This is a genomic window from Sulfitobacter sp. G5_S2_6_S6 (genome assembly GCF_054968505.1).
Genome location: NZ_JBQKUI010000030.1, coordinates 1 through 380, shown reverse-complemented (window position 1 = coordinate 380; position 380 = coordinate 1). Strand labels below are relative to the sequence as shown.

Genomic DNA, 380 nt, shown 5'->3' with positions numbered 1-380 from the left:
ATATATGAAGCGGGAATCCATCTCGATCTCCGAAAAAGTGGTGCGGCGCCTGATGAAACAGGAAGCTCTGATCGTCCCAAAGCCGAAGCGGCGTCGTTACAGCTCATATCTGGGTGAGATTAGCCCTGCGCCGGAGAATATCATCAACCGAAAATTCCAGGCGGCAGCGCCAAACGAGAAGTGGCTGACCGATATCACAGAGTTCCACATCCGAGCTGGAAAAGTCTATCTTTCCCCGATCATCGATTGCTTCGACGGCCTCGTCTTAAGTTGGACCATAGGGACCAGACCGGATGCCGACCTTGTGAACACCATGCTTGATGCAGCGGTAGAAACCATCGCTGACAGCGAAGCGCGGCCCGTAGTCCATAGCGATCGCC

The 380-nt window shown here is 54.2% G+C and carries 1 protein-coding gene; it reads left to right on the top strand.

The features are described from left to right. Positions 1 to 380 (top strand): DDE-type integrase/transposase/recombinase (locus ACTRWK_RS17525; protein ID WP_462844110.1); only part of this gene is annotated, 380 nt, incomplete at both ends.